At 69.8% G+C, this 25,375-nt stretch carries 22 protein-coding genes, 1 pseudogene and 2 riboswitches; of the genes and pseudogenes, 7 read left to right on the top strand and 16 right to left on the bottom strand.

What is annotated here, in order from left to right; genetic code table 11:
* Positions 1-484 precede the first annotated feature (484 nt).
* The 12 genes from A3M1_RS0114340 to A3M1_RS0114285 form a co-directional block, all read right to left on the bottom strand.
* The gene (locus tag A3M1_RS0114340) at positions 485-1,396 is read right to left on the bottom strand and encodes a LysR family transcriptional regulator (RefSeq protein WP_018389674.1); all 912 of its coding nucleotides are present in this window, start codon (positions 1,394-1,396) and stop codon (positions 485-487) included.
* A gap of 124 nt (positions 1,397-1,520) precedes the next feature.
* On the bottom strand, positions 1,521-2,756 hold the full coding sequence (locus tag A3M1_RS0114335; RefSeq protein WP_018389673.1) for an NAD(P)/FAD-dependent oxidoreductase: 1,236 nt from the start codon (positions 2,754-2,756) through the stop codon (positions 1,521-1,523).
* On the bottom strand, positions 2,753-3,475 hold the full coding sequence (locus tag A3M1_RS0114330; protein ID WP_018389672.1) for a 1-acyl-sn-glycerol-3-phosphate acyltransferase: 723 nt from the start codon (positions 3,473-3,475) through the stop codon (positions 2,753-2,755). Before A3M1_RS0114330 ends, A3M1_RS0114335 begins: the two co-directional genes overlap by 4 nt.
* A gap of 530 nt (positions 3,476-4,005) precedes the next feature.
* Positions 4,006-5,742: an adenine deaminase gene (ade, locus tag A3M1_RS0114325; RefSeq protein ID WP_018389671.1), complete on the bottom strand. Its 1,737-nt coding sequence runs from the start codon at positions 5,740-5,742 to the stop codon at positions 4,006-4,008.
* Positions 5,743-5,744: 2 nt separating this feature from the next.
* Positions 5,745-6,704, bottom strand: a complete 960-nt coding sequence (locus tag A3M1_RS0114320; RefSeq protein ID WP_018389670.1) for an aldo/keto reductase — start codon at positions 6,702-6,704, stop codon at positions 5,745-5,747.
* A 208-nt stretch (positions 6,705-6,912) separates the two neighbouring features.
* Positions 6,913-7,698: a DeoR/GlpR family DNA-binding transcription regulator gene (locus A3M1_RS0114315; RefSeq protein ID WP_018389669.1), complete on the bottom strand. Its 786-nt coding sequence runs from the start codon at positions 7,696-7,698 to the stop codon at positions 6,913-6,915.
* 96 nt (positions 7,699-7,794) lie between these two features.
* On the bottom strand, positions 7,795-8,967 hold the full coding sequence (locus A3M1_RS0114310; protein WP_018389668.1) for a beta-ketoacyl synthase N-terminal-like domain-containing protein: 1,173 nt from the start codon (positions 8,965-8,967) through the stop codon (positions 7,795-7,797).
* A complete protein-coding gene (locus A3M1_RS0114305) occupies positions 8,964-10,373 on the bottom strand; it encodes an AMP-binding protein (RefSeq protein ID WP_018389667.1) in 1,410 nt (469 codons plus the stop codon). Before A3M1_RS0114305 ends, A3M1_RS0114310 begins: the two co-directional genes overlap by 4 nt.
* A 4-nt stretch (positions 10,374-10,377) precedes the next feature.
* Positions 10,378-10,935, bottom strand: a complete 558-nt coding sequence (locus A3M1_RS0114300) for a biotin transporter BioY (RefSeq protein WP_018389666.1) — start codon at positions 10,933-10,935, stop codon at positions 10,378-10,380.
* Positions 10,932-11,543 (bottom strand): energy-coupling factor transporter transmembrane protein EcfT, encoded by a 612-nt coding sequence (locus tag A3M1_RS0114295; protein ID WP_018389665.1) that lies wholly within the window; start codon positions 11,541-11,543, stop codon positions 10,932-10,934. Before A3M1_RS0114295 ends, A3M1_RS0114300 begins: the two co-directional genes overlap by 4 nt.
* Positions 11,540-12,238, bottom strand: a complete 699-nt coding sequence (locus A3M1_RS0114290; RefSeq protein WP_018389664.1) for an energy-coupling factor ABC transporter ATP-binding protein — start codon at positions 12,236-12,238, stop codon at positions 11,540-11,542. Before A3M1_RS0114290 ends, A3M1_RS0114295 begins: the two co-directional genes overlap by 4 nt.
* A 103-nt stretch (positions 12,239-12,341) precedes the next feature.
* On the bottom strand, positions 12,342-12,947 hold the full coding sequence (locus tag A3M1_RS0114285; RefSeq protein ID WP_018389663.1) for a TetR/AcrR family transcriptional regulator: 606 nt from the start codon (positions 12,945-12,947) through the stop codon (positions 12,342-12,344).
* Positions 12,948-13,007: 60 nt separating this feature from the next.
* On the opposite strand from A3M1_RS0114285, the gene A3M1_RS0114280 reads away from it, so the two are divergent.
* Entirely contained in the window at positions 13,008-13,904 is an 897-nt protein-coding gene (locus tag A3M1_RS0114280) for a DMT family transporter (RefSeq protein WP_018389662.1), read from the top strand.
* Positions 13,905-13,946: 42 nt separating this feature from the next.
* Here A3M1_RS0114280 and A3M1_RS0114275 read toward each other — a convergent pair whose 3' ends face one another.
* The gene (locus tag A3M1_RS0114275) at positions 13,947-14,414 is read right to left on the bottom strand and encodes a carboxymuconolactone decarboxylase family protein (RefSeq protein WP_018389661.1); all 468 of its coding nucleotides are present in this window, start codon (positions 14,412-14,414) and stop codon (positions 13,947-13,949) included.
* Positions 14,415-14,477: 63 nt separating this feature from the next.
* Here A3M1_RS0114275 and A3M1_RS0114270 point away from each other — a divergent pair, with 63 nt between their 5' ends.
* Positions 14,478-14,942, top strand: a complete 465-nt coding sequence (locus A3M1_RS0114270) for a MarR family winged helix-turn-helix transcriptional regulator (protein WP_018389660.1) — start codon at positions 14,478-14,480, stop codon at positions 14,940-14,942.
* 7 nt (positions 14,943-14,949) lie between these two features.
* Here the strand turns inward: A3M1_RS0114270 and A3M1_RS0114265 are convergent, their stop codons facing one another.
* Entirely contained in the window at positions 14,950-15,786 is an 837-nt protein-coding gene (locus A3M1_RS0114265) for an aldo/keto reductase (RefSeq protein ID WP_018964081.1), read from the bottom strand.
* A 127-nt stretch (positions 15,787-15,913) separates the two neighbouring features.
* On the opposite strand from A3M1_RS0114265, the pseudogene A3M1_RS25090 reads away from it, so the two are divergent.
* Positions 15,914-16,914 (top strand): annotated as a pseudogene (locus tag A3M1_RS25090) (hypothetical protein).
* Positions 16,915-16,917: 3 nt separating this feature from the next.
* On the opposite strand, the gene A3M1_RS0114255 reads toward A3M1_RS25090, so the two are convergent.
* Entirely contained in the window at positions 16,918-17,346 is a 429-nt protein-coding gene (locus tag A3M1_RS0114255; protein WP_018389658.1) for a GNAT family acetyltransferase, read from the bottom strand.
* 158 nt (positions 17,347-17,504) lie between these two features.
* Between A3M1_RS0114255 and nadA the strand changes: the two genes are divergently transcribed.
* The 4 genes from nadA (at position 17,505) to A3M1_RS0114235 (ending at position 23,049) form a co-directional block, all read left to right on the top strand.
* The gene (nadA, locus tag A3M1_RS0114250) at positions 17,505-18,563 is read left to right on the top strand and encodes a quinolinate synthase NadA (protein WP_018389657.1); all 1,059 of its coding nucleotides are present in this window, start codon (positions 17,505-17,507) and stop codon (positions 18,561-18,563) included.
* Between the two features lie 55 nt (positions 18,564-18,618).
* Positions 18,619-20,154 (top strand): L-aspartate oxidase, encoded by a 1,536-nt coding sequence (locus A3M1_RS0114245; protein ID WP_018389656.1) that lies wholly within the window; start codon positions 18,619-18,621, stop codon positions 20,152-20,154.
* Positions 20,155-20,303: 149 nt separating this feature from the next.
* The gene (nadC, locus tag A3M1_RS0114240) at positions 20,304-21,161 is read left to right on the top strand and encodes a carboxylating nicotinate-nucleotide diphosphorylase (RefSeq protein WP_026221319.1); all 858 of its coding nucleotides are present in this window, start codon (positions 20,304-20,306) and stop codon (positions 21,159-21,161) included.
* Positions 21,162-21,452: 291 nt separating this feature from the next.
* Positions 21,453-21,555, top strand: a riboswitch (glycine riboswitch).
* 1 nt (position 21,556) lies between these two features.
* Positions 21,557-21,682: riboswitch (glycine riboswitch) on the top strand.
* 71 nt (positions 21,683-21,753) lie between these two features.
* Positions 21,754-23,049, top strand: coding sequence for a D-amino acid dehydrogenase (locus tag A3M1_RS0114235; protein ID WP_018389654.1), 1,296 nt, complete (start codon positions 21,754-21,756; stop codon positions 23,047-23,049).
* A 319-nt stretch (positions 23,050-23,368) separates the two neighbouring features.
* On the opposite strand, the gene A3M1_RS0114230 is transcribed toward A3M1_RS0114235, so the two are convergent.
* Complete coding sequence (locus A3M1_RS0114230; protein ID WP_018389653.1) at positions 23,369-25,363, bottom strand: BCCT family transporter; 1,995 nt, start codon at positions 25,361-25,363, stop codon at positions 23,369-23,371.
* Positions 25,364-25,375 lie beyond the last annotated feature (12 nt).

The following is a 25,375-nucleotide window of genomic DNA, read 5'->3' as shown; positions in this document are numbered from 1 at the left end:
CCCTCTGTTCTGCGGGCTATAGCGGCCCTTTGGAATGAGTGTGACGCTGCGTCGGGCCCAGCGCCACACCAAAGATCAGAAGGCTGCTATCGGATAAACCGATGAGTAGGGAATGGGCAGATAGTGGCCGTGTTCCCCGCATGCCAGCCCTCAGGCCGGGCGTGACCCGGCCCGCTCCCGGCACGGCTGGGTCCCCGGGGCACGCCTGGGGATGAGGGCGGGAATGGGGTGCACGGAGCGCATCCTCTCCCCCGTGTCCCGGCCAAGCGGAGGCGCAGCCGAAGCGCGGAGCCGGGACCCCGCGGAAGACGCTTCAGCAATGCTCTGAGAGGTGGCAGCGAGAAGCCGCCCGCCCGCGCCCGGCCCCCTGGGCCCCGGATCGGCGCCGCACCAGCGCGGCTTGTCCGGGGAACGCATCTGCGAATGGGACCGCAGGCTTGCCCGGGGAACGCGGGACGGGCGCGGCAAACAAGGCCCGCCCCCTCTACCGCCCGCGCCCGCCATGGCGCGTGGCGGCGATGGAGACGAAGCCGGCGGCGGCGGGGGAGAGCGGCGAGCCGCGCCGCCAGGCGGTCGCCACCTCCACCGCCGGCACATTGTCGATCAGCGTGCGCGCCTCGATCTTGTCGCCTTCCAGCGACCAGGGCCGGTAGGTGAGGTCCGGCAGCACCGCCACCCCGGCGCCGGTCGCCACCAGCGAGCGCACCGCCTCCACCGAGCGGGTGCGGAAGGCCACCGGCGGGCGGATGCCGAGCCGGCGCCAGACGATTTCCGACGCCTCGGCGATTTCGTCAATGGTGAGAAGCACATGCGGCTCCTCGGCGAGATCACGCAGGCTGACCCGCTCCGCCGCCAGCGCCGGATGGCCGAGCGGCAGCCACACGCGATAGGGCGAGATTTCCACCGCCTGCGTCTGCAGCGCCGCCGAGTGCCGGCCGGGCGGCAGCACCATGACCGCGACATCGAGTTCGCCACCGACCAGCAGATGTTCGAGATAATCGCCGGCATCCTCCACCGCCTCCACCGCAACGCCGGGAAAGGCGCGGCGGAAGCGGGCGATGAGGTCGGAATAGATGTAGCCGGCGACCAGCGGCGTCACCCCGACGGCGAGGCGCCCGGTGAGCGCCGCCATCTCCGGCCCCGCCAGCGCCCGCCGCGCATCGGCGACATCGCTGAGGATTTTGCGCGCATGGCGCAGGAAATGATGGCCCTTGAGGGTGAGGTCGACGCCGCGCGCATGGCGCTCCAGCAGTTTGATGCCGAGGTCCAGCTCCAGCTCGCGCAGGGCCTCGGTCACGGTCGACTGCGAGATCGACAGCGTGTGCGCCGCCGAGGAGACGGAACCGTTCTCCGCCACCGCGACGAGATATTGAAGCTGGCGCAGCGAAAAAGCCATCGGAAGTTCCGGGGGGAGAGGTTCCCGGCGAGTGTAAGCGCCCGATTTCCCGCCTGCTAGTCAGGCCGATGAGGTGGACGATCAGGCCGATGAGAGCAAACAGGCCAGCGACGCACCCGGCGCGCTATTTCGCCAGCAGGCTCTTCAGCTCGAAGCTCTCATCGGCGGCCTGCGCCGGCGTGATCGCCGGCGTGCCGGCGAGCAGCCGGCGGCCGAGCATGTGGTCGGCGGGGCGGTTGACGCTCTCAATGGCGGTGAGCACGCCGTCGCGGAAGCGGAACACCGAGAAGCGGCGCGAGGCGGGGTCGCCGCGCAGCACCGCGCTGTCGGTGGCGGCGGCGAGGCCGACCATCTGCAGCTTGAGGTCGGCCTGGTCGCTCCAGAACCACGGCACCGCGTCGAAGGGGGACACCCTGCCGGTGAGCCGATGGGCGAGGCTGCGGGCCTGGTCGGCGGCGTTCTGCACCGATTCCAGCCGGACATGGGTGGTGCCGTCTTTTGCGGCGAAGCGGCTGGGATAGGCCACCGCGTCGCCCAGCGCTGATATGGCGGGATCCATGGTGGCCAGATGCGCGTCGACGACGATGCCGTTCGCCACCTCCAGCCCGGCGGCGGCGGCCAGTTCGACATTCGGCACCACGCCGATGCCGACCAGCACGAAATCCGCCGGGTGCACCGTGCCATCACCGGTGGCGACGCCGGTGACGTGCCCGCCCTCGCCTTCCAGCCCGACCACGCCGGCGCCGAGCACGAGCTTCGTGCCCATGGCAGCGTGGGCGTGGGCGAAAAACGCCGACATCTCGGGCGAGACGGCGCGGGCCAGCACGCGGCCGGCGCCTTCCAGCACCGTCACTTCATGGCCGAGCGCGCGGGCGACGGCGGCGAATTCCAGCCCGATGAAGCCGGCGCCGATCACCACCACGCGGCGGGCGACAGCGAGCTTGCCCTTCAGCGCGTCGGCATCGGCCAGGGTGCGCAGATAGTACACGCCGGCGAGATCATGCCCCGGCACGGGCAGCGGCCGGTTGCGGGCGCCGGTGGCGAGGATGAGATGGGCATAGGGCAGCGCCGTGCCGTCTTCCAGCAGCAGGCGCTGGCCGGGCCGGTCGATGGCGGTGGCGCGGGCGTTGACCAGCTCGATGCGGTGGTCGGCGTAGAAGGCGCCGGCGCGCAGCTCGATCTGCTCGATGCCGGCCTCGCTTTTCATATAGGCCTTGGACAGCGGCGGGCGCTGATAGGGCAGGCCCGGCTCGTCGCCGACAAGCACCAGCCGGCCCGCATAGCCGCAATCGCGCAGCGAGGCGGCGGCCTGGAAACCGCCCTGCCCGGCGCCGAGGATAACGATGCCCGCCTCGCTCATGAAGCCTTCCCCTCCTGCGCGACCAGCCGGTCGCGTTCCGCATAGATCGCCTCGCTCAGCCTTGCCATGAACTCGCGGTCCGGCAGGCCGGGCGGAATGGGCGGCAGATAGGAGACGGTGATGGTGCCCGGCCGGATGGCAAAGCTGCGCGCCGGCCAGAACAGGCCGGCATTGTTGACGACAGGCACAACAGGCAGGTCCAGCGCCTTGTAGAGCAGCAGCACGCCGCGATGGAACTCGGCCCGCTCGTCGACCGCGCGTCGGGTGCCTTCGGGGAAGATCAGCAGGTTGCGCCCATGTTCGCTGGCCTCGCGGCCCTCGCGGAACATCTTCTTCACCGAGGAGGCGCCGCCGGCGCGGTCGATGGCGATCATCGGCGAGCGCTTGAGGAACCAGCCGAACACCGGGATGCGGTACAGCTCTTCCTTCAGCACGATGGCGACATCGGGGATGAGCACGGCGGCGGCGATGGTCTCGAAGGCGGATTGGTGGTTGCCGACATAGAGCGCCGGCTCGGGCGGGCGGTTTTCCTCGCCAATGGTGCGGTAGGAAAGCCCGACGAGGCGCAATATCGCCAGCACCCCGCCGGCCCAGAAGCGCGAAAAGCGGCGGGTGGCGTGCGGCCGGTCGAGCCACGCGAAATAGGGAATGGTCGCGGCGAGCAGCACCGTCCACAGGACGAGCAGCAGGAGGAAAACGGACGAGCGCAGGCGGGCCATGGGCGGGGGGTCTCTGACGGGACGCGCCGGGTCTAGCAGATCGGGCGGGCGGACGGGAGGGGTGCGGGGGAGTCCGTTCCCCGCACACGCCTTCCCCCATGCGCGACGCCCTCCCTTTACGCGCCGTCATCCCCGGGCTTGACCCGGGGATCCACGTCTTCCGCCCGAGCCAAAGGTAAGGCGTGGATGCCCGGGTCGGGCCCGGGCATGACGGTGTGAAGGCGGAGCCCCGGAAGGCGTGGGTGCCCGGGCCGGGCCGGGCATGACGGTGTGACGGCGAGGCCCCGGAAGGCGTGGATGCCCGGGCCACGCCCGGGCATGACGGTGTGAGAGCGGGGCACCGGAAGGCGTGGATGCCCGGGCCGGGCCCGGGCATGACGGTGTGAAGGCGGAGCCGGGGGGATGCCGGCGGCGGTTTCCCCTGGGTCCCGGCGCGGCGCTTCGGCTACGCCTCCGCTGGGCCGGGACACGGGGTGCGCACATCGCCGCAGCGCTCCCGCACGGGGCCGTGACGCGGGGGCGCGACAGGTTCACCCATTGCCGGCCGGCGGTGGGGCGGGTTCCAGCAGGGCGAAGGCGTTGACGTCGAACATGCCGAAATCGGTGATCTTCAGATGCGGAATGACCGGCAGCGGCAAAAACGCCACCTGCAGGAACGGTTCGGCCAGCACCACGCCCAGCGCCTTCGCCGCCGCGCGCAGCGGGATCAGCGCGTCGTGCACCTCCTCGAACGAGGTGTCCGCCATCAGCCCGGCGACGGGCAAAGCGAGCTCGGCCGTCACCTCCCCGCCATCGGCCACCGCGAAGCCGCCGCGCATTTCGATGAGCCGGTTCACCGCCAGCGCCATGTCGGCCTCGTCGACGCCGACCACGGTGATGTTGTGGCTGTCATGGCCGACCGAGGAGGCGATGGCGCCGCGCTTCATGCCGAAGCCATGCACGAAGCCGCGGCCGATATTGCCGTTGCGCCCGTGCCGCTCGACCACGCAGACCTTCACCGCGTCCTTCTCAAGGTCCACCCGCTTCTCGCCATCGAAGACGGCCAGGTCGAGCCGCACATCCTCGGTGATGATGCGGCCCGGTACCACGCCGATAACGCGGGTGGCGCTCTCCGTGGCCGGGATGCGGAAATCCGCCGCCGCGACCTTCCGCGCCTTCACCGAATCCATGCCGACCGGGGCGACATGCCCGCGCGCGGCGAACAGTTCCGGCGTCACCAGCCGGCCGGCGGAGATGACCTGGCGGACCGAGCAGGCTTCCAGATTATCCACCAGCACGATGTCCGCCCGCCTTCCGGGGGCGATGAGGCCGCGATCGGTGAGGCCGAAGGCATTGGCCGCCGACCAGCTCGCCACCCGGTAGACATGGTGCAGCGGCGCGCCATGGCGGATGGCCTCGGCGATCATGTAGTCGAGATGGCCTTCCTCGGCGATGTCCAGCGGGTTGCGGTCATCGGTGCAGAAGGCCAGGAACGCCGAGGTGTCGGCCGAGATCAGCGGAATCAGCGCGTGCAGGTCTTTCGAGACCGAGCCCTCGCGGATGAGCACCGTCATGCCCTTCATCAGCTTCTCGCGCGCCTCCTCCAGCCCCGTCGCCTCATGCTCGGTGCGGATGCCGGCGGCGATGTAGCCATTGAGGTCGCGCCCGCGCAGCAGCGGCGCGTGACCGTCAATATGCCCGTCGGAGAACAGCGACAGCTTGGCCAGGCACCCCTCATCGGCGAACAGCACGCCGGGGAAGTTCATGAATTCGGCGAGGCCGATGCCGGAGCCATGGCCGCGCAGCAGCGCGAGATCGGGCGCGGCGAGTTCCGCGCCGGCGGTTTCGAAGGTGGTGGCGGGCACGCAGGAGGAGAGCTGGACGCGCAGGTCCATGAGCGTGCGCTCGGCGCAGCGCTGGAAATAGGCGATGCCCTCCGCGCCCAGCACATTGGCGATTTCGTGCGGGTCGCAGATCGCCGTGGTGACGCCGTGCGGCAGCACGCAGCGGTCGAATTCCAGCGGCGTGACCAACGAGGATTCGACATGCAGATGCGTGTCGATGAAGCCCGGCACGGCGAACAGCCCGGCGCCGTCGATCTCCCGCGCGCCGTGATATTCGCCATAGGTGCCGACGATGCGCTCCCCCACCATGGCGATGTCGGTGCGGGTGATGGCGCCAGTGATGACATCCAGCAGCTGGACGCCCTTGATCACGAGGTCCGCCGGCGCGGTGCCGCGCCCGGCCTCGATGAAGCGCGCGATTTCGGCCGGGCTTTGCGTCGCCATTGTCAGTCCTTCCAGGCGCTGGCGCTGTCGAGCCGGGCCATGTCCGAGCCGGTGAGCGCGAGGTCGGCGCTGGCGATGAGGTCGCCGAGCTGTTCCACCCGCGAGGCGCTGGCGATGGGGGCGGTGATGCTGGGGCGGGCCATGACCCAGGCCAGCGCCACCTGGGTCGGCGTGGCGCCATGGGCGGCCGCCACCGTGTCGAGCGCGGCGAGAATGCGCTCGCCCCTCGGGTTGAGATATTTCTCCACCAGCGAGGCCCCGCGCACGCTTTTGCCGGCATCGGCGGCGCTGCGGTACTTGCCGGTGAGGAAGCCGGCGGCGAGCGAGAAATAGGGGATGACGCCAAGGCCGCTGGCGGCGCAGACCGCCTCGATATCGGCCTCATAGCCGGCGCGGGCGTAGAGATTATATTCCGGCTGCAGCGTCTCGTAGCGCGGCAGTTTTTCGCGGGTCGACACCGCCAGCGCTTCGAACAGCCGGGGCGCGGTGAGGTTGGACGCGCCGATGATCCGCACCTTGCCGGCCCGGATCAATTCGTCATAGGCGCCCAGCACCTCCTCGAACGGGGTGTCCGGGTCGTCGAAATGCGACTGGTAGAGGTCGATATAGTCGGTCTGCAGTCGGGAGAGCGAAGCCTCGGCGGCGGCGCGGATATGGTCCGGGGCGAGGCTCACCTTGCCCTGCCCCATATCGGCGCCGACCTTGGTGGCGATGACGAGGCGGTCGCGATTGCCGCGCGCCTTCATCCATTTGCCGATGATGGCCTCGGATTCGCCGCCGGTGTGGCCCTCCGCCCAGCGCGAATACATGTCGGCGGTGTCGATGAAGCAGAAGCCGGCGTCGAACAGCGCGTCGAGCAGGCGGAAGGAGGTGGGCTCGTCGGCGGTCCAGCCGAACACATTGCCGCCGATGCACAGCGGCGGCACCAGAATATCCGAGCGTCCGAGGCGGCGCAGTTCCATTCGTCTCTCCTCCGGCGGTCGATGAAGCGGGACGTGGCGGACGCCGCAGGCAGTCAGGCCCCGGCGCGCGCCGCCCCGATGTTGCAATGCGGGATCTCTAGAGTGCGATCCGATCAGATTGAACCAATCTGATCGGATCGCACTCTAACTCTAAGATAGAGAACGCGTTATCCGATCAGCTTGCGATGCAAGCTGATCGGCGCGTGCTCTAGAACCCGTCCTCGTCAAGCGAACCGACCTCGATCAGTTCCACCTGTTCGCGCTGGCACACATGGCGCAGCTCGGGGGAGGATACGGTGTCGGTGACGAAGGTGTCGACCTCCGACATCGAGCCGATGCGCACCGGCGCGGTGCGCTCCAGCTTGGAACGATCCGCCACCAGGATGATCTGGCGGGCATTGTCGATGATGGCGCGGGCGACCTGCACCTCGCGATAGTCGAAATCCAGCAGCGTGCCGTCCTCCTCGATCGCCGAGGCGCCGATGACGGCGTAGTCGACGCGGAACTGGCGGACGAAATCCACCGCCGCCGAGCCGATCACCGCCCCGTCGGCATGGCGCACCGGCCCGCCGGCCATGATCAGCTCGATGCGGGGATGGCGGTAGAGCAGCGTCGCCACATTGAGGTTGTTGGTGATGACCAGCAGATCCTCATGGTCGGACAGGGCGCGGGCGACCTCTTCCGTGGTGGTGCCGATATTGATGAACAGCGAGGCGCGGTTCGGCACCATGCTGGCGGCGGCCTCGGCGATGGCGCGCTTGGCGCCCTGCGCCATGGCGCGGCGGGCCTCATAGGCGAGGTTCTCCACCCCCGAGGCGACGACGGCGCCGCCATGCACACGCGACATCAGCCGGCGCACGCACAGATCGTTGAGATCCTTGCGGATGGTCTGTGGCGAGACGACGAAACGGCTGGCGAGGTCCTCGACGCTCACCCGTCCCTGGGCGCGCGCGAGGCCGAGAATGTCCTGCTGGCGTGAGGAGATCGCGTTCATACGGCCAACGGCCTTTCTCCCGAAATGAACGATCGTCTTCTGCGGACGATTCGTGCTGCATCCTGCACAAGGAGGCCGGGCGCGGCAAACGCCTGTTTAGAGGCGCTGCAACATGAGCACGCTGGCGAGCCCGCCCGCCGCCGCGATGGCGGAAAGGCCGAGCGCCTGCGGCGCCTCGCGCGCCAGCTCGTGGAACTGGCGCACGGCGAGGATCGCGCCCGAGGCGCCGATGGGATGCCCGCGCGCCAGCGCCCCGCCGCCGCGATTGAGGGTGGTGGGGTCGAGCCCGCTGTTTCGGCAGTTCAGCAGCGCCTGCCCGGCCGAGGCTTCCATCAGCTCGACGACGGGAATGCGTGCCCAGTCCAGTTGCACACCTTGGTCGTGAAGAATGTCGAAATTCATAAGGCCGTTGTCATAGGCCGTGTCGATCAAGCCTTGATCGATCGCCTCCGGCGGGTTCTCCGGCGCGGCGCCGAAGGAGCGGGCATAAAACACCTTGCAGATCGGACGACCGGCCTGCCGGCGCCGCTGCGCCCATTCCCGCGAGGCCACCAGCACCATGGCGGCGGCGTCCGCCTCCACCGCGACGCCGGCCGCGTCCACCTCGCTCTCGCCGTCACGGTGCAGCACCGGCGCGCGGGCGCACAAGGCCGGGGTGAGCGCGCGGGTGAAGCTGTCGAAGGCAAGCCCCGCCACCGGCACGATTTCCGCTTCCAGCCGCGCCCGCGCTGCCAGCGCCTTGGCGTGGCTCTCGATGGCGAAGGCCGCCTGCCGCTCGCGGCTGTAGCCATTCGCCGCGCGGGCCAGAACCTCGATCATCTCAGGGTCGCGCGCCGGCCAGGGGGTGAAGGGCGGGCGGTCATAAAACACCGGCGCCTCGCCCTTCGCCTTCGGCCGGGTGGCGCGCAGGGGCGAGCGGCTGAAGCTCTCCACCCCGCCGGCGAGCACGAGCTGCGCCGCGCCCGATTCTACCAGCCGCGCCGCCAGCTGGATGGCGTCGAGCCCGGAACAGCATTGCGTGTCCAGCGTCAGCGCCGGCACGGTGGGCGGCAGGTTGGCCGCCAGCGCGGCGAGGCGGGCGACATTGCCGCCGCCCGACAGCGCATTGCCGAGGATGACGTGCTCGACGTCATCCGATGCCACGCCCGCATCGTCGAGGCAGGCGCGCAGCACCGGGGCGGCGAGGTCATACGCCTCGACCAGACGAAAGGCGCCGCCGCGCGGGGCCACCGCCGTGCGGCAGGCGGCGAGGATAAAGGCCCGGTTCATCGCGCGAACCTTTCCCGCGCGATCGCCTCCAGCGCCCTGAGATCCGCCTTGCCGCCCGAGGTGCGCGGCCAGTCCTCCAGGCTGAGGAAACGGCGCGGGATCTTCGCCGCCGGCAGCAGCCCCCGGCAGGCGGCGCGCAGGGCGGGCTCGTCCACCGCGCCGCGCAGCACGGCCACAAGCTCGACGCCGCGCAAATCGTCGGGCAGGCCGAACACGGCGGCTTCCGCGATGCCGGGCAGGCTGGCGAGCACGGTTTCCACCTCCTCGGGATAGACGTTCAGCCCCGAGGTGACGAGCATGCGCTTCTCGCGCCCATGCAGATAGAGAAAGCCGGCCTCGTCGAGCCTTCCATGGTCGCCAATGGTGAGAAAGCCACCCACGCGGCGGGTTTCCGGCGCGTCGCCGCAGGCATATCCCTCGAACAGCATCGTGCTCCTGACCCAGATCGCCCCCGCCTCGCCGGCCTTGAGGTCATGCCCCGCCGCGTCGCGGATGCGCAGGGTGACACCATAAGCGGGCCGGCCGACCGAGCCGGGCGGCACCGCCTCCCCCGGCCGGGCAATGGTGATGAAGCTGGTTTCCGAGGCGCCATAGAATTCGGCGATGCCGGCCTTGGGGAACAGCGCCAGCGTGGCGGCCCGCGTTTCCGCCCGCCATTTGGCGCCTGAGATCATGAGGAGGCGAACCGTCGGAAAGCTCTCGCCCGCCCCGGCCTCAATGAGCATCTGCAGCTGGGTCGGGGTGGCATAGAGCGCGGTGACACCATGCCGGGCGATGAGGCGCAGCGCCCGGCGGGGGTGGAACTGGCGCATCATCACCGCCAGCGCGCCGATGTGCAGCGCGTGGACGACACCATAGAGATGCAGCGACGCCGCCAGCCCGCCGGGCGCCAGCACCACATCCGCTTCGCTGAGGCAGAATTCGGCCGCGCTGGCGGCGAAGCTGTCGATCCAGGAGCGGTGGGAACGCCGGTAGCCCTTGGGCAGGCCGGTGGAGCCGGAGGTGAAGCCGACATAGAACGGCGCGTCCGGCGCTGGCGTGGGCGGGAACGGGGCGGAGGCGAGGTTGGGCAGGGCCTCCAGCGCCGGGGATTCCAGCGTCAGGTTTGGGGCCAGCGCGGCATCGATGGCGGCGCGGTAGGGTGCGGGCCAGCCGGAATCATAGACCAGCGCCTGACGGCCGCTGATGGCGCAGGCGAAGAAGGCTTCCACCAGTTCCGGCCCGTTGCCCATGGCCAGCGCCACGCCCTGTCCCGGCGCGGTGCGCGTCTCCAGATGCGCCGCGAGCGCACTGATGCGGGACGCAAGCGCGGCGCGGCTCACCACCTCGTCGTCGCAGACCAGCCCGGCGCGGGTGGGTGCCGCCGCCGCGAGGGCGGGCAGGCCGGCGCCGATGGTGTGGGTCATCGCCTCAGGCGTTGCGCGAGAGCAGCGCTTCCGGCAGGCCGCGCGCCACGGTCTGCGCGATCAGCGCCACCAGCACCGCCTTGATCGCGTCGCCGGGAATGAAGATCAGGCAGGCCTTGGTGGCATCCATCACCGACAGCCCGCCGACCAGCGCCAGGCCGGCAATGCCGAAGGCGTACATCACCACGATGCCGCCAATGACGGCAGAGATGAGCGCGGCGGGGAAGACCGGCGCCTTGCGCAGCGCCTGCATGAGCCAGCCGGCCACAAAAGCCACCGCGATCCAGCCGAAGATGAAGCCGACGGAGGGGGTGAAGAACACGCCGAGCCCCCCGCGCCCGCCGGCCAGCAGCGGCGCGCCGAGCGCGACGACGAACAGCAGCAGCACCATGGCCAGCGCCCCGCGCCAGGCGCCGAGCATCACGCCGGCCAGCATCGCCCCCATGCTCTGGGCGGTGATCGGCACGCCGGCGGCGAAGGGCAGATCGAAGCGCGGCAGCAGGCCGAGCACGGCGAAGATGGCGGCGTAGAGCGCGACCTGAACGAGGTTACGGTCTTTCATCGGCGGGTTCCTCGCGGCGCACCGCCCCGCGCGGCCAGCGCCTCGGCGGTGTGATGGGACAGTCTCAATGTCTGGATACAGAAAGGCGCGAGCAGGCGCCAGCCGCCGCGCTTGCCGGTGCGGGCGCGCCAGGACTCGTTCAGCGCCTCCCACAGGGCAAAGAGCAGCGGCACAAAACGGATCATCATCGCCACCGCCAGCGCCACCGCGCGCGGCGAGCCGCCGAACCACGCCAGCGGGGCCAGCAGCGGCTCGACCGCGTCCATCATCGCGTCCATGCGGGTGGTCATCGTCACCGCATTGGCCAGCAGCACCATGGCGAGGATGCGGGCCAGCACGACGAGGCCGGCGGCGACGTCGCCATTCCACCAATGGAAGGCGAGCAGGATGGCAAAGAGCGGCCAAAGCGGGCGCAGCAGCGCGATCTGCGCCAGCGCCGCCTTGCCGAGCGAGGCATAGAGCAGCAGCACGGCGGCGAGCAGGCCGGCCATCACCGGCAGGCTGTCGAGCGGCGCGGCGATGAGGCTGAGCAGCGCCAGCGCCAGCAGCTTCCAGCCGGCGGGCACGCCATGCAGCCAGGTGCGCTGGGCGAGATAGAGCGAGATCATGTCAGACCCTCGGCGAAGGCGCGGTAGGCGGGGATGATCGCGGCGGGGGGGCCGTCGCCGCGCACCTGCCCCTCATGCAGCCAGATCACCCGCTCATATCTAGCGAAGGCGTCGAGCTCATGGGCGACGAGGATCACCTGTTGCTCCAGCCCGGCGACCAATGTTTCCAGACGCCGGCGGGTGGGCAGGTCGAGGCTGGAAAACGGCTCGTCGAGAATAAGCACCGACGGCGTCATCACCAGCACGGCGATGATGCACAGAAACTGCTTTTCCCCTTCCGAGAGCGCGTGCACCGGCCGCTCGGCCCAGTGCACGCGCTGGAAGCGAGCGAGCGCCGGCACCGCCTCGCGCGCGGCCTCCCGGCGCGGCAGGCCGGCCTGTTCCAGGCTGAAGGCAATCTCCTCGGCGACGGTGGGGAAGATGATCTGGTGGTCGGGGTTCTGGAAGATGAAGCCGACCTTGCGCGGCAGGTCGCCCGCCTGCTCCTTCGCGTCCAAACCGTGCACAGTGACGCGGCCCTTCTCCGCCGAGAGCAGGCCGTTGAGCAGGCGCACCAGCGAGCTCTTGCCCGAGCCATTGGTGCCGATCAGCCCGACCCGGCGCTCGGTGATGTCAAGCGAGATGTCGTCCAGCACCACCCGGCCGCCGCGCGAGAGGGTGACATTCTCCAGGCGGATCAGCGGGGCGTGCGGCACGGGCGGCGTTCCGGGGCGGGATAGGGGCGGGCGAAGATCAGCGACGTGCCGCTTATCGCGTCGCGACGGGGCGGCTGTCGAGAGGGGCAGCCTCACGCCCGTCTCACGCCCCTTCCGCGCCGGCCCCGCCCCGCAGCAGCGCCAGGGCGAATTTGCGCAGGCGCGCGAAGGCCGCCGGCCCATCGCCGGCCCGCGCCCGGATCACCGCGCCCTCATAGGTGTCGATGATGTGCGCCGCCACCTCCACCGGATCGAGCGCGCGATCGACCTCGCCGGCGCTCTGGGCTTCAGTGATCAGCGCGGCGAGATCCTGCTCCCAGCTGGCGAAGACGTCCGCCAGCTGGGAGCGCAGCCCGTCATCCAGCGCCGGGGCGGCCTGGGCGAGCACGCCATAGAGACAGCCCGCCACCTCCGCCTCCGCCACCGAATCGCGCTCCACCTGTTCCAGATGGCGCGCAATCCGCGCGAGCGGGCTCAGGCTGGCATCGGCGAAAAGCTCCTGCCGCTGCCGGCGGTACTGGCCGGCATAGGCGTCGAGCACCGCGCCGGCGAAATCCTGCTTGCTGGCGAAGAAATGGTAGAAGGAGCCCTTAGGCACCGCTACCGACGCCAGAAGCGGGCCGATGCCGGTGCCGTCATAGCCCTGCTCCAGCATCGCCTTGCGTCCCGCCGCGACGATCCTGTCGCGTGTGGATGGCTTTTCCGTCATACTAGACGACCGGTCTACTGTTGCCTATCATGCGTCGGATCGGAACACACAGAGGCCTTCATGTCCATCACGTCCCGTGCCTTGCTGACACCCCGCGCGGCCGGCCTTGCCGTGGTGCTGTTCTCCACCCTGCTGTGGAGCCTTGTCGGCCTGTTCGTGCGGATGGCCGATCTCGATGCCTGGACGATCATCCTCTGGCGCTCGGTGTTCGCGGTGCTGGCGCTCGCGCCGTTCTGGCTGCTGGCCACCGCCGACAGGGCGCAGGCGCTGCGGGCCGGCGCCTCCCGCGCCAGCCTGTTCGCCATCGGCCTCGCCGTGGTCGGCAACATCGCCTATATCGGCGCGCTGCAGCTGACCTCGGTCGCCACCGTCATGACGATCTACGCCACGCTGCCCTTCGTCACCGCCCTTTTGGCCCTGGTGGCGCTGCGTGAAAAGCTGAGCCGGCGCTTCGGCGCGGCGGCGCTGGTGGCGGCGGTGGGCATCACCATCACCGCCGGCGCGGCGATCTCAGTGGGCGACAGCGCCGGCATCCTGGTCGCGGCGCTGATGACGCTGAGCTGGGGCGGGCTGCTGGTGCAGGCCAAGCGCTACCCGAAACTCGACCTGACGCTGATCAGCCTCGTCTCCGCCGTGATCGCGGCGGTGATCGCCCTGCCGCTGGCGTCGCCCGGCCTGCCCTCGGCCTATGCGCTGTTCGTCTGCGCGCTGCTCGGCGTGCTGACCTCCGGCCTCGCCAATGTGCTGACCCTGATGGGCGGGCGGCACATAGGCTCGGGCGAAACCGGCCTGCTGCTGCTGCTCGACGTGGCGCTCTCCCCGCTCTGGGTGTGGCTGGCCTATGACGAGCGGGTCGGCCCGCCGGCGCTGTTCGGCGGCGCGCTGGTGGTGATCGCCGTCGCCGGCTACCTGTTCACCGATGCACGGCGCCGGAGCGTGCCCTGCCCGGCGCCGTGAGGGCAAGCCGCCACTCACCTTCCGTGCCCGCCCCATGCGGGATCAGGAAGGGGGCGGAAAGCGCAGCCCGCCGGCAATGCGGTTCCAGGCATTGATGGCGGCGATGGCGACGGTGAGGTGCACCACCTCGTCAGACGCGAAAACCTCGCCGAACTGCGCCACCGCGTCCTCCGGCACCGGGCCGCCCGCCATGCCGGCAAGCTGCTCCGCCCAGGCCAGCGCCGCTCGCTCGCGCGGGGTGAACAGGCCGGCGTCGCGCCAGACCGCCACCAGGTCGATCTTCGCCGCCTCCACGCCGAGCCGGCGGGCGAGCGCGATGTGGAACGCCGTGCAGAAGGCACAGCCATTGATCTGCGACACCCGGATCTTGACCAGTTCGACCAGCCCCTTGTCGAGGCCGGCATCCACCGACTGGCTCAGCGCGCGCAGCGCGGCGGTGGCGGCGGGAGCAACGGCCTGAAAGCCGGCATAGGAGAACGGCGCCGCCGGGGCGCTCTCAGGAATCGTCATGGTGGCGTGAACCTGCGCGAGGAGATATTATCAGAGCACGAATATGATATCAGGGCTCTGATAATGCGCAACTCCCCCGACGCCGTGCCGCCTGCCCCGGGCGAAGGCAGGCGCGGCGCCGACGGCCATCTCGGCTATCTGCTGCGTCAGGCGGCGCATGTGCACCGCCTGCGCGTGGAAGCCCTGCTGAGCGATCTCGGCCTCACCTCGGCGCAGTTCTCGGCCCTGGTGATGCTGGAAGCCTATCCCGCCGCGTCCGGGGCGGACCTCGCCCGCCTCGCTCTGCTGACGCCGCAGACGATGAGCACCATCATCGCCAATCTGCTGAAGGCCGGGCTGGTGGCCCGTCGTCCCCATGCGGTGCATGGACGAATCCAGCAGATCGCCCTGACACCGGAGGGCGAGGCCCGGCTTAGCGCGGCCAAGGCGCGGGTCTATGGGCTCGAATCCGGCCTCCTCGCGGGCCTCTCGACCGATGAGGAGACAATCATTCGTCGCTGGCTGGCCGGCCTCGCGGCCGGTGCGTAGACGTCGCTTAGAGCATTTCGAGCGAGCGCTTGCGCGACGGCGGCGGGAAGGCGGCGTCCAGCGCGGCGAGGTCTTCCGCATCGAGCGCGATGTCGCTTGCGCCGGCATTCTCGCGCATATGGGCGGCGCGCGAGGCCTTGGGGATGACGATGTTGCCCGGCATGCGCAGCGCCCAGGCGAGCGCGATCTGATAGGGCCGGGCATTGTGCTTGGCGGCGAGATCGGCCAGCACGCCGGTGCTCTTCAGCCGGCCGCGCTCGATCGGGCTGTAGGCCATCAGCGGCATTTCATGTTCCTGCAGCCAGGGCAGCAGGTCCCATTCCGGCCCGCGCCGGGTGAGATTGTACAGAACCTGATTGGTGGCGCAGGCCTCGCCGCCGGGGGTCTCGTACAATTCGTTCATGTCGTCCGTGTCGAAATTCGACACGCCCCAGTCGCGGATCTTGCCCTGGGTCTTCAGCTGCTCGAAGCCGATGATGGTTTCCGCCAGCGGCACGCTGCCGCGCCAGTGCAGCAGATAGAGGTCGAGATGGTCGGTCTTCAGCCGCCGGAGGCTGCGCTCGCAGGCTGAGACCACGCCGGCGCGGCTGGCATTGTGCGGGTAGACCTTGGAGACGAGAAAAACCTTGTCGCGCAGCCCGGCCAGCGCCTCGCCGAGAAAGCGCTCGCAGGCGCCCTCGCCATACATTTCCGCCGTGTCGATCAGCTTCAGGCCGAGCTCGACGCCGAGGCGCACCGATTCGGTCTCCTCGGCCCGCGCCTCGGGGCGCTCGCCCATCATCCAGGTGCCGATGCCAAGCGCCGAAACCTTGCTTCCGCCGGGTAGAACCACCTTGCCGCTCATCATCCGCCTCCGTTGCAACCTTTGCCGGAGTGCCACTCCCGCGCCGCCGGCGCAAGAGTTGCCGGCGCAGCGACGCCGCCGCTTCCATGCTAATGTGCGGCACGCCGAACCCACCGCCCGGAACCCGATGCCGACCACGCCGAGCCCAGACCCGCGCACGAGCGCCGCCCCTTCCCACGCGCCGGAACCGGCGTTGGCGATCGGCCTGTCGGCGGTGATCGTGGCCGTGACGGGCGACGACCCCAAGGTGCTGACGCTGCGCCATGGCGACGGGCGCGATTCGCTGCCCTCCGGCCCGCTGGAGCGCGGCCACCGCACGCTGGAAATGGGCCTGCGCAGCTGGGTGGAGCGGCAGACGCTGCAGGAACTCGGCTATGTCGAGCAGCTTTACACCTTCGGCGACCGCGACCGCGGCGAGGACGGCACCCGCGCGCTTTCCCTCGCCTATCTCGCCCTCGTGCGCGAGGCCCGGCCGGCCGGCGACACCGACGCGGCGTGGCAGAGCTGGTACCGCTATTTCCCCTGGGAGGACTGGCGCGGCGGGGGGCCCGCCCCGCCGTGCTCGACACGCTCGAACACGGCCTGCGCGCCTGGGCAGCGGGGGCGGCGCAGGGACGGCTGAGCGAACGGCGGGCCGAGCGCATCGCGCTGGGCTTCGGCGGCGCCGGCGGCCATGAGGCGGGCTGGAACGAGGAGCGGGTGCTGGAGCGCTATGAGCTGCTCTATGAGGCCGGGCTGGTGGGCGAGGCGCTGCGCGAGCGCGGCTCCGACCGCATCGCCATCCCGCCCTCCGGCACCGAAATGCGCGAGGACCACCGCCGCATGCTGGCGCTCGCCATCGCCCGTCTGCGCGGCAAGATCAAATACCGCCCCGTGGTGTTCGAGCTGATGCCGCCGAGTTTCTCGCTCGGCCAGCTGCAGCAGGCGGTGGAGGCGCTGTCCGGCTCGCGGCTGCACAAGCAGAATTTCCGCCGGCTGGTGGAGCAGCAGCGGCTGGTGGAAGAGACCGGCGAGAGCACGGCCGAGACCGGCGGCCGCCCCGCCCGGCTGGTGCGCTTCCGCCGCGAAGTGCTGCTGGAGCGCCCGGCGCCGGGGGTGAGGTTGCCGGGAGGGTTCGGGCGGCGGTGAGGGTTAATCCCGCCCGTCGATCCATTTCGACAGGACCACGCGCGGGGCGACCTCGAAGCCAAGCTTCTCGTAGAAGGCGACGACGGCGGTGTTGGTCTCGCGCACCAGAAGCTGCACCTTCGGCACGTCGCGCGCCTGCAGCCACGCCTCCGCCGCGCTCACGATCTCCGCGCCGACGCCCTGGCGCTGGAGGATGGGATCGACGGCGACATAGTAAATCCAGCCCCGGTGCCCGTCATGGCCGACCATGGCAGAGGCGCAGACGCGGCCGCCTTCACGGCGGGCCACCAGCACCTCCGAATTCGCGCCACCGCGCGCGAACCGGAAATCGGCCGCCGGGTCATTATAGGGAACCGTGAGCCCGCAGGCCTGCCAGAGAGCGACCACCGCGCCCTCGTCGTCCATGCCGGCGGAGTCGATTTCAAGTGTCATGCGTTGCCTCACCGATCCAAATCCCATATCGCCCGATTTGTGACGAAGTGTTGACAGCGACTTATACTCAGTCCTAGCATAATGACGATCCGCCGGGCCCTGCTGCCCGGTCTTCTTTGGCCTGAGTTATACTCAAAAAGAGCATAATGGAGGACGCGATGCTGGACTTCGACGTCGCTGCCCATGCCGACCGCCCCGAGGCGTTTGTCCCGGGCCTGCCCGACGAGCGGCCCGCCCTGCCCGCGCTGCCGCATCTCTATGCGCGGGTGGCCAAGCACATCACCCCGGCGGAATGGCCGCTGATCGCCCGCGAGGTCGAGGCGATCGAGCGGCTGAAGCGGGAGCGCAACGCCGTGGTGCTCGGCCACAACTACCAGGCGCCTGAAATCTTCAACACGGTGGCCGACATTGTCGGGGATTCGCTGGCCCTCGCCCGCGAGGCGGTGACGGTGGATGCCGATGTCATCGTCATGGCCGGCGTGCATTTCATGGCCGAGACCGCCAAGCTGCTGAACCCGTCCAAGACCGTGCTGATGCCTGATATGGGCGCGGGCTGCTCGCTGGCCGACAGCATCACCGCCGCCGACATCCGCCTGCTGAAGCAGCGTTATCCCGGCGTGCCCGTCGTTACCTATGTCAACACCTCGGCCGAGGTGAAGGCCGAGAGCGATTATTGCTGCACGTCAGGCAACGCGGTGAAGGTGGTGCGCGCGGTGGCGAAGGAATGGGGCGTCAATCGCATCCTCATGCTGCCCGACGAATTCCTCGCGCAGAATGTGCAGAAGCTGGTGCCCGAGCTGGAGCTGATCGCGTGGAAGGGCCATTGCGAGGTGCATGAGCGCTTCACCCCGCAGGATATTCGCGATCTGCGCGAGAACCATCCCGGCGTCGTGGTGCTGGCACATCCGGAATGCCCGCCCGAAGTGGTGGCGGAGGCCGATTATGCCGGCTCCACCGCCGGCATGGCGGATTATGTGCGCGACGAGAAGCCGGCGCGGGTGGTGCTGATCACCGAATGCTCGATGGCCGACAATGTGGCGGTGAACCACCCCGACATCGAGTTCGTGCGCCCGTGCAACCTGTGCCCACACATGCGCCGCATCACCCTGCCGAACATCCGCCGGGCGCTGGAGACGATGACGACGCAGGTCGAAATCGACCCCGCGATCGCCGGCCGGGCCCGCCTCGCCGTCGAGCGCATGCTGGCGATCAGCTGAACGCCATTCGCTGAACGCACTTCGCCCGCTTATCGCACCTCGGAAGGGTCCGCTTGTGAGCCATTCGCGTGAGAACATCGTTGTCGTCGGCGGCGGGGTGGCCGGCCTTGCCACCGCGCTGCGGCTGGCGCCGCTCCCGGTGACGCTGGTCGTCGCCGCGCCGCTGGGGGCGGAGGCCGCCACCGGCTGGGCGCAGGGCGGCATCGCCGCCGCGCTCGGCGCCGACGACCGGCCGGATCTGCACGCCATCGACACGCTGGCCGCCGGGGCCGGGCTGTCGCAGCCGCTGGTGGCGCGCCGCGTGGCCGGCGCCGCGCCGGGGGCGATCGACTGGCTGGTCGGGCTCGGCACCCCGTTCGACCGCAACCCCAATGGCAGCCTCGCTTTGGGGCTGGAAGCCGCGCATGCGCGCCGGCGCATCGTCCATGCGCAGGGCGACGGCACCGGCCGCGTGGTGCTGGAAACACTGACCCGCGCGGCGCGGGACTGCCCCTCGATCACTGTCATGGAAGGCTGGCGGGCGGGCGAGCTTCTGGCCGACGCCAATGGCCGCATCGCCGGCATTGCCGCCCGCGACCGCGAAGGGCGCACGCTCACCCTCGCCGCCCGTGCCGTGGTGCTCGCCACCGGCGGGCTCGGCGGCCTCTATGGCGCCACGACCAACCCGCTCGGGGCGGTCGGCTCCGGCCTCGCTCTGGCGGCGCGGGCGGGGGCGGTGCTGCGCGATCTTGAGTTCGTGCAGTTCCACCCCACCGCGATGGCGGTGGACGGAGACCCCGAACGGGCGGCCTCTGGCGGCCCTGCGCCAATGCCGCTCGCCACCGAGGCGCTGCGCGGCGAAGGGGCCCGGCTGTTCAACAGCCGCGGCGAGCGCTTCATGGCCGAGGTGCCGGGGCAGGAACTCGCCCCGCGCGACGTGGTGGCGCGCGCGATCTTCGCTCAGCTCGCCGCCGGGGAGACCGTGGTGCTGGACGCCCGGATGAAGAACATCGACACCCGCTTTCCCGGCGTGGTCGCGCTGTGCCGCGCCCATGGGCTGGACCCGGCGCGGGCGCCGATTCCGGTGCGGCCGGCGGCGCATTACCATATGGGCGGGATCCGGGTGGATGTCGCCGGGCGCAGCAGCGTGCCGGGCCTGTGGGCCTGCGGCGAGGTGGCCTCCACCGGGCTGCACGGCGCCAACCGGCTGGCCAGCAATTCGCTGCTGGAGGCGCTGGCCTATGCGCAATGGATCGCGCAGGACATTGCCGGCGAGGACGCCGCGCCCGGCCTGGCGCGCGCGCCCTCTCCCGCTCGCCCGCGCTCCCCGGCCCGGGCCGAGATCCGCGCGCTGATGGACCGGCAGGTGGGCGTGGTGCGCGAGGCCGTGGGGCTGGAGGCCGCCGCCGCCCGGCTCGGCGCGATCGCCGACCGGGAGGGCTGCGACCTCTCGCTGGTGGCGCTGGCGATCACCGAGGCGGCGCTGCGCCGCAGTGAGAGCCGCGGCGGGCATTTCCGCGCCGACCACCCCGCCCCGGCGGCGGCCGCGCGGCATTCCGAGACGCGGCTGGCGGACGCGGCCGACGCCGTCGAGACCCGCCAGGTAGCGTGAGGAGTGGGCGTGGGCCCTGACACGAAAACCACGTCATGCCCGGGCTTGGCCCGGGCATCCACGCCTTCGGCACCGATAGCTGACGGGCAAGACGTGGAGGACCGGGCCAAGCCCGGTCCTGACGTTCCTTTTGCTGAAACGAGAGCATCATGACCCCTCCCCCCCTCCCCCGCCTGATGGTCGAGCCGATCGTGCGCGCCGCGCTGCTGGAAGATCTCGGCCGCGCCGGCGACGTGACGACCGATGCCTGCATTCCCGCACAGGCGCGGTTTCAGGCGGTGATCGCCTCGCGCCAACCGGGGGTGATCGCCGGCATCGACGCGGCGGTGATCGCCTTCGACCTGATCGACCCCACGCTGAAGGTCAGCGTCGAGCGCGGCGACGGCACTGAAGTGGCGCCCGGCGACGTGGTGCTGCGGCTCGACGGTTCGGCCCGTGCCATCCTCACCGCCGAGCGGGTGGCGCTGAACATCGCCTGCCGCATGTCCGGCATCGCCACCGCCACGGCGGGGCTGGTGGCGATCGCCCGCCAGCATGGCAAGGCGCAGATCGTCTGCACCCGCAAGACCACCCCGGGCCTGCGGGCGCTGGAAAAGCACGCGGTGCGGGCGGGCGGCGGCTCCAATCACCGCTTCGGCCTCGACGACGCGGTGCTGATCAAGGACAACCACATCGCCGTTGCCGGCGGCGTGGTGCCGGCGATCCGCGCGGCGAAAGCCCATGCCGGGCACATGGTGAAGATCGAGGTCGAGGTCGACACGCTGGCCCAGCTCGACGCCGCCATGGCCGAAGGCGTCGACGCGGTGCTGCTCGACAACATGACCCCCGTCCTGCTGGCCGACGCGGTGGCGCTGGTGGGCGGGCGGGCGCTCACCGAGGCCTCGGGCCGGGTCTCGCGCGAGACGGTGGGCGCTATCGCCGCCAGCGGGGTGGATTTGATCTCGGTCGGCTGGATCACCCATTCCGCCCCGATCCTCGACCTCGGGCTCGACGCGGCGGGGGTGTGAGGGGGGGGATTTGGCCCAATGCTTTTGCGCCGTGTCCCGGATCGCCCTCCGCTGACGCTCCAGGCGTCCGGGACACGGCGGCACGCCCCTTCCCCGGACAAGCCGCGCCTGCGAAGCGCCGATCCGGGGCCCAGGGGAAACTCTTCGGCAGATCTCTTTCCCACCCGGCGCGGCGCGAGGCGGCGTCTTACCCTCCTCCCCCTCCCAAGGTCGCAGGCTCAACTCGGCGCGAGCACGCCCGCCTGCCCTTGAATGAGGCATGCATTTGTGCGATGCATATAGCCGTCTGCTAGTGATCATGCGGGAGAGATCGACAGTCCCTCCCGGACAATTGTCGGCGCCGACGGAGCAACCCCCCAGGAAACTCTCAGGCACCACGGACCGCATGATCAGGACAATCTGGAGAGAGGCGTCGCGCCGGGTTTCCCCGGGGTAGGACGCCCACCGAAGGGGAAGCCCGGGATGGTTTGACGGCGCCGCCGTCTGTCTCGGGGCGAGCTCTCAGGTACCGCGACAGATGGGGACAGCCGGCCGGACGCCAAGCGGGGCACCGCGCGTCGGGCCATGTCGTCCTCAAGCGCGGGAGCCTCCCATGCGCCACATCGCCGTTATCGGTGCCGGTATCACCGGCGTCACCACCGCCTATGCCCTCCACCAGAAGGGCTATGACGTCACCGTCATCGACCGCCAGCGCTATTCGGCGATGGAGACCTCGTTCGCCAATGGCGGGCAGCTCTCCGCCTCCAATGCCGAGGTGTGGAACTCCTGGGCCACCGTGCTCAAGGGCATCAAGTGGATGTTCACGCCGGACGCGCCGCTGCTGATGAACCCCATGCCTTCCTGGCACAAATATTCCTGGATGGCCGAGTTCCTCGCCAATATCCCGAACTATGAGGCCAACACGGTCGAGACCACCCGTCTCGCCCTGCAGGCCCGCAACTACATGTTCGACATCGCCAAGCGCGAAGGCATCGACTTCAACCACGAGACGCGCGGCATCCTGCACATCTACCGCGACAAGGAAGCCCAGGATAACGCCCGCAAGGTGTCGGCCCTCTATGCCAAGGGCGGGCTGGAGCGGCGCGAGGTGACGGGCGAGGAAATCCGCGCGCTGGAGCCGACGCTGAAGGGCCATTTCTATGGCGGCTTCTTCACTCCCTCCGATTCCACCGGCGACATTCACAAATTCACCTATGGGCTGGCGGAAGTGTGCCGGCGCAACGGCGTGCGCTTCATCAGCGAGGCCAGCGTCGAGCGCGTGACCCACACCGGCACCGGCGCCGGCGGCACCGGGGTGGACGTGACCTTCTCGGTCGCCCCCGACGCCGAGGACGCGCTGCCCCGCCGCGAGACGCTGTCCTTCGACGGCGCGGTGGTCTGCGCCGGCATCGGCTCGCGCGCCATCGCCGCCGGGCTCGGCGACCGGGTGAACATTTATCCCGTGAAGGGCTATTCCATCACCGTCATGCTCGACGACGAGGAGAGCCAGGCCTCGGCCCCCTGGGTGAGCCTGCTCGACGACAAGACCAAGATCGTCACCTCGCGCCTCGGCAAGGACCGCTTCCGCGTCGCCGGCACCGCCGAGTTCAATGGCGAGAATCGCGACATCCGCGCCGACCGCATCCGCCCGCTGGTCGACTGGACCCGCAAGCTGTTCCCCGGCGTCAACACCGCGCGCGTCGTGCCGTGGGCCGGGTTGCGGCCGATGATGCCCGACATGATGCCGCGCGTCGCCGCCGGCAAGCAGCCGGGCGTGTTCTACAACACCGGCCACGGGCATCTGGGCTGGACGCTCTCCTGCGCCACCGCCGAGATCATCGCCGCCAAGGTGGCGGACGCGCTGCCGGTGGAAGCGCCGGCCCCGCTGCTGCGCCTCGCGGCGGAGTGAACCTCCCGCCGCGCGGGGCAAGACTGCCGCGCGCGGTAAGCAAGACTGCCGCGCGCTGTAAGACTGCCGCGCGCTGTAAGACTGCCGCGCGGCCTCACGACCGATCCCGCCGCCGGCGCGGCGGGGTGCCAGCACCACCCGTTTTCCGCCCCCCGCCCCGGCCGGCGTTTCCGCTCCAACTATCTAGGGTATGGGGTCTTCCGGGAGCCGACCCTTCCGGCTCCCGCCCCGCCTCCGGACGAACGCCGGGGGCGGGTTTTTTTATGCCGGGGGAAAGCCAACCACCTATGCCGGCCGGCGCGATCCCGTCCCGCCGGCCCTAGCCCTCCCCCTGATGACCCGGGGCGGCCTGCACAAGCTGGGTCTCCGGCGAGTGGACAAGGTTCAGATAACGTTCGAACTGCACCAGCACATCGGTGATGATCTGGTCGGGCGCCATGCCCATCACATCATAGCCGCGCCCGCCGCTGGAAAAGTATGTCCGCGCCTCATAGCGGTATTCCGGCTTGCCGGCTCCCGCCGTGAGGACCGTCGGCAGGCGGTGGGCCACTGCACTGACTCCATAGACGAAATCGCGCACGTTCTCGGCCGGGGAGCGTAGCGCGACGGCACCCTTTTCCTCGTCATGCACCTCGGCGACCCGTCCGCGGCGCGTCAGTTCCTGCGCGACCTGCTCCAGCGCGGGGCGCACCTGGGCCGCGATGAATCGCTCGATCTCGGCCTGCGTCGGCGCATGGAGGATCAGCGCGAGCCGGCGCTGCCAGGTGACGCCGGCCGCCGGGGCGCTCGGCACGGCGAAGGGCTGGCCGGCATGCGCCCGCTGCTGGGCGATATCGGCCCGCATCCCTGCGAACAGCGCCCATACCAGCGCCAGCATGACGAAGGTGAAGGGCAGCGCGCTGGCAATGGTGGCCGATTGCAGCGCACCCAGCCCGCCCGCCAGCAGGAGCCCGGCGGCGACCGCCCCCTCCAGCGCGCACCAGAACACGCGCTGGCCGGTCGTCGTCTGCGTCTCGCCGCCGGCCGCGATGGAATCGACGACAAGCGAACCGGAATCCGACGAGGTGACGAAGAACACGGCGATCAGGAGGATGGCCAGCGTCGAGGTGACAACCGGCAGCGGAAGGTATTCGAAGAACTGGAACAGCCCGACCGAGACATCCGCCGCCACAGCCTGACCGAGCTCGCCCGCCGCCACGCCTGTATCAATGAAGATGGCGGTGTTGCCGAAGACGGTCATCCAGAAGAAGGTGAAACCGGCCGGAATGAAGAGCACCGCGACCACGAATTCGCGCACCGTGCGTCCACGCGAGATGCGGGCGATGAACATGCCGACGAAGGGCGACCAGGAAATCCACCAGGCCCAGTAGAACAGCGTCCAGCCGTCGATCCAGGGCGTCGGCTCATAGGCGTAGATGTTGAAGGTGCGAAGCACGAGCGTATCGAGATAGAGCCCGATATTCTGCACGAAGTCGCGGAACAGAAGCGTGGTCGGCCCCATCACCAGCACGAACAGCATGAGCAGGATCGCGACGACGAGGTTGAGCTCGGAGAGGATGCGCACGCCCTTGTCGAGGCCGGTGACGACGGAGACCGTCGCCAGGCCGGTGATGACAGCGATCAGCGGCAGTTGCACCTCGGGACCGACGGGCAGTCCGGTGAGATAGTTAAGCCCGGCATTGATCTGGCTCACCCCGAGGCCGAGCGAGGTGGCGATGCCGAACATCGTGCCGACAATCGCGAAGATGTCGACCGCATGGCCGATCGGCCCGTTGATGCGCTCCTTGAGCAGGGGGTAGAGGCCGGAGCGGATGGTCAGCGGCAGGTTGTAGCGATAGCCGAAATAGGCCAGCGAAAGACCGACCACGGCGTAGATCGCCCAGGCGTGGATCCCCCAGTGGAAGAACGTCACCGACATGGCCTCGCGCATCGCCGCGATCGAGCGCGGCTCGGCGGTGGGAGGCTGCATGAAGTGGGTCATGGGTTCGCCGACGGCGTAAAACATGAGGCCGATGCCCATGCCCGCCGCGAACAGCATCGCGATCCAGGACGAGAACCGGAAGTCCGGCGTCGAATCGTCCGGGCCCAGCTTGAGCCGGCCGAAGTCTCCAAGGCAGAGCAGCAGCACGGCCGCGAGGAAGATGCCAACCGACAGCAGGTAAAGCCAGCCGAACCCCGCCAATATCCGGCTCTGCAGCCCCCCGAAGATCGCGCTGGCCTGTTCCGGAACGATCACGCCGACGGCAAGAAACAGAGCGATTATGAGGACGGACCCGAAAAAGACGGGCGGATTGATGATGAAAGGTCTGAACATCTTAAGCCCCTT

This window comes from Ancylobacter sp. FA202, from assembly GCF_000380205.1.
Classification (GTDB): Bacteria; Pseudomonadota; Alphaproteobacteria; order Rhizobiales; family Xanthobacteraceae; genus Ancylobacter.
This window is presented reverse-complemented; position numbering and strand designations above follow the sequence as displayed.